Raw genomic sequence first — 4,246 nt, 5'->3', positions numbered from 1 at the left:
GTGTCTATTAACTGGGGGCAGTCGTCGGAAGGAATGTCGCCTGAGACGGCGCACACCTGCACCGCTTTAACTTCCGAAGGCAGGGGACGGCGGGCGAAAAGTTTATCGTCGGGAATCTCCGCGAGAATAGCGTCTATTATGCTGAACTCCAAAGGGGCGGCGCTTAACCTTCCAATAAACGCGCTGTTTCCCTCGCCGGAAAAGTTTCCAAGCCATACGCATAGCACATAACGGTCGAAAATTGCGATGGACCACGCGTCCTTAAAACCGATTGAAGTGCCCGTCTTGTAGGCTACGGGCACGGAACGGGGCGTTCTTACCCGCAAATCATCGGGAGCGGGGTTTCTTTCTAACATTCTCACCGTAATCGCCGCCGCGGCGGGGGTTAAAATTCTTTCGCCTTGCGAAGTGTTACGCGCTTGCGTTGAGTTCTGCGAACCGTTGCTTGAGTTCCGCGAGTCGCCGCTCGTATAAAAATTGTCCCTCGCCGATAAATAGCGAAGCTCTTTTTTTACACCGCCGTTCGCAAGTGCGGCGTAGAGGGTAGCCAGTTCAATCATCGTTAAATCAGCGCTTCCCAAGACAATCGAAAGGCCGTAATGGCCCTTTTCCTTCAGGCCGGAAATTCCCACCAGTTTCAGAAAATCGTAAAGATCGGGTTTATGGATGTCCATTGCAAGTTGGACGGCGGGAATGTTCCGGCTGTCTACGAGAGCGTACCATGCGCTCACAGGCCCCTTAAATTCGCCGCGAAAATTGTCCGGCGTGTATTCGCTGAAACTTAAGGGCGTATCCTTCAACATTTTTTCGGGGTGAATTAATCCCTGTTCGAGCGCGAGGGCGTAGATAAAAGGTTTTAACGTCGAACCGGGGGAGCGCTTTGAAGAAAAGCCGTTTACTTGTCCCTGTATTTTTTCGTCAAAATAATTCGCGGAACCTATAGCCGCCAATACTTCCATGTTTGAATAATCGACAAGAAGGACGCTTCCGTTATTTATCCCCCAACCTCGGTTGCGCACGAGAAAATATTCAAGTTCCCTTTCGCACATATTTTGCAGGGTTAGGTCGATTGTGGTACGGTAACGGTTTAACGGGGAAGCCGTCTTGGGCAAAGGCGTCTTGTTAAGGTGCTCTGTTAGGTGAAGAAGCCTGCGGGGGAAACCGTTTACAAGATACAGGGGCAGATCGATTTCCGTCTCCACCAGAGTATCTTCGGGGTGGTTAGCGAGCCAGGCTTCGTACAACACCTTGCGGGAATCGATCAATTCATACGGGGCACGGCCGTTTAACGGGGCGCGTTTCGAGGGGTTTTGCGGAATTACGGCAAGGCTTAAAATTTCAGATAACGAAAGCTCTTTCACATCTTTGCCGAAATAATACCATGCCGCGGTCGGAAAACCTTCGATGTTGCCGCCGCAGGGAACCATGTTAAGATAGGCTTCCAAAATTTCCTGTTTTGAATAACATGACTCTAAAAAAAGCGCGGTAAAAATTTGCGCTATTTTTCCCGACAGATTCCGGGTGTAAAGGTTATGGCGCAGGCGGGCTAGCTGCATGGTGATGGTCGACGCGCCCATTCTGCGGTTTTTTTTCACATAAGTTTCCCAGCCCGCCTTTATCACCGCCATCGGGTTAAGACCGATGTGCCCGTAAAAATAGCGGTCTTCCTGAAGCAGAACCGCTTCGATAAGCGAAGGCGGAAAATCCCCCAGATTCGCCCTAAGCCTGTACTTGTCGTCATCAGTAAGAAAAATGTTGAGCAGTCTGTCGCTTTTGTCAAAGTAGGCGCGTGAAAAAGAAACGCCGTTTAATATGTCCACAAAAACGGCGTTGATGACAAAAAAGAGAACGATGACAAAACAGATGCCGCATAGCAGGTAACGTCCCAGATGTGCCCGATTAAATCGAGGTAGCCGAAAAAATCGGGGCAATTGCGGCAGTCGGGGAAAGTGAAACTTCTCGAATATCTTCGGAATCCGAATCATTTCACAATCTTAATCGAAGCCTGAGGGCGCATAGCCCAAACGGATTTATCGTATAACGCTTCGGCAAAGAGCGGCGGAACCGTAAACGTTCCGGCGTTAATCGCCCTTGCTTTGTAACTGAAACTATTCACTTTACTGCCGATGCTGCCGTAAATTACAAGCCTGTCCTCGCGTATGTCAACATAGTCCGCGGTCCATCCGCCGCTAGTCGACGGGTTCCGCGCCGATTCAATTTCCGTCTCAAGACCGGCGGGGCATAAATCGACAATCGCCACGTCGCTGTACTCCGTGTTGGAAAGACTGCGGAAGTTGAGTTTTACCGTTACCAAGTCGCCCATCTTTATGTTGGTTGCCTGCCTTCCCGAACTGTCAAGGAATTCTCTGAAAATCTCGATGCCGTTCTTTGTTTCCTTTGTCGGCACTTCGCGGTCGAAACCGGCGGCCGTTATCTGATAGAACAGGTTAAGGTTATCCCTGTTTTCAAGAGCGATTTTTGCCGCGCCTGCGGAGAAGGGGGCGCTGAACAAGGTTGTACCCGTGGGTTTAATTTCTTTGCGCTGGTTGTCTTTTGAAACTTCCTGCACCGTGTAGCGGCCCGTGTCCGCTTTTGGAACCGCTTTCAGATAGGCGTCGATCGCCATAAGCGCGTAGTTGGCGGAAATCGTCGTGTACGACTGATTTTCCATCTGCCCAGCCATGTCAACTAACAGAGATTCCGAAATGCTTCGCAGGCGCTGGGGGAAATGCCTCGATAAAATATTAAGGTATACCGATTGATACATAAGATTGTCTATATAACGGAAACTGTCGTCTTTCTCCATCGCACGCTCGATTTTATCGAGGAGAAGGGCGGCGTCGGTTGTCTTTTGCAATAGCGCGTAAGTTCCTGCAAGGTAAAGTCCGCCAAGCCCCGTTGACGATCTTCCTATGCGGTTCATGTCCCTTTTAAGCGCTTCGACAAGCGGAGTTGTAACAATTTCGTTCATGGTCACGACATAAATCGCGTAAGAGCGGGTCACGAAATCGTAGAAGGTAGTTCCAGAGCCGGAAGCGACGCCTCGGCACGCCGTAAGAAGTTTGTCCATCATCGCGGGCGAAACATAATAATTCGCGTTACGCGCTTCCGTAAGGAAGTGGGCGGCGTAGACTGTGATCAATGGATCGTCATAGGAGCGGGAAGTCCACATGCCGATAGTGCCGTTCTCCTTCATTCTTGCCTGAAGAATCCCGATTACGCGGTTAATTCCCTCGTCCGCCTGCGCCTTCGTGTAACCCAGTTCCTTGAAAAGTTGGGGGTACAGGAAGGGGAAGACCGCGCTTGTAATCTGTTCGGAACAGCCGTAGGGGAAACTGTTAAGGAAGAACGAAAGCCCCTTCGCCATTCCCATCGGAAGGTAGGAAAGCGAAACTTCCCTGGTGTGAAATTCCTCGTAAAGGTTGCGGTCAATCGCCGTTTCCGCGCTCTTGTTTTTTATAGCCCCAGAATAAAGCGAAACGCGGTAAGGTACGGCGGGGCGCACGCTCATGTAGGCGGAAAGTTCGGAAGTTTCGCCGCCGTTGGACGCGACAAAGCGTATCTGCGCCGCCCCAAGCGGGCCTGCGGGTTTAACCGAAATGTTAAGCGTTTTATCCTTGCCTTCGGGAATGTCCAAGTTAAAGTCCTTACTGCCGGAAACGGTAAGATGTTCCGAAGGTATCACTTTAAGGCTAACTTTGCCTTTTTCTCCCGCGCCCTTCTGGTTGTTGGTTACGGTAAATGAAACGTCGAACTCGTCGCCGGGGGCCGCCATCATCGGCGCGTTAGGTGTAATGATAAAAGTACTGCGCACGAGGGATCTGTCCTCGACCGCGCCAATCGTGCTGTCGCTTACGGCGACGGCCATTACCCTCAATGTTCCGTTAAAATAATCCGGCACTCTGTAACGCGCCTCATTTACATCCGGCCCCGCGTCGATAATGCCCGACCAATAGGCCACCGGAACATTCTGCTTGCGCTTAAACGGATTTAAGTTACGCGAAAGATACTCGTCGTCAAAGCCGCCGCCGCCGCCCATCGCCGCCAAGTTTTGGACGATGGAATAACGCGGCAGAACAAGGTCGAGTATTTGCGCCGTCCGCACTTCAAGCGCCATTTTTCTGAAGAAGAACGCTAGCGGGTCTGGGGTCTTATACCCCGCAAGTTGCAGTATTCCCTCATCTACGGCGAAAATAACTATCTTTCCCTTGCGTGTTGTCGAGTATTTTATTACAAAGTCCTCTCC

General features: G+C 51.0%; 2 protein-coding genes. Both read right to left on the bottom strand.

Annotated elements, in window-relative coordinates:
* Positions 1-1,820 (bottom strand): penicillin-binding protein 1C (gene pbpC / locus ACYVTD_RS10205; RefSeq protein WP_461247674.1); only part of this gene is annotated, 1,820 nt, incomplete at its 3' end.
* A 161-nt stretch (positions 1,821-1,981) separates the two neighbouring features.
* Positions 1,982-4,246: alpha-2-macroglobulin family protein (locus tag ACYVTD_RS10200; RefSeq protein ID WP_461247673.1), on the bottom strand; the 2,265-nt coding region annotated here is incomplete at its 5' end.

This window comes from Treponema sp. R6D11 (assembly GCF_054786075.1).
This window is presented reverse-complemented; position numbering and strand designations above follow the sequence as displayed.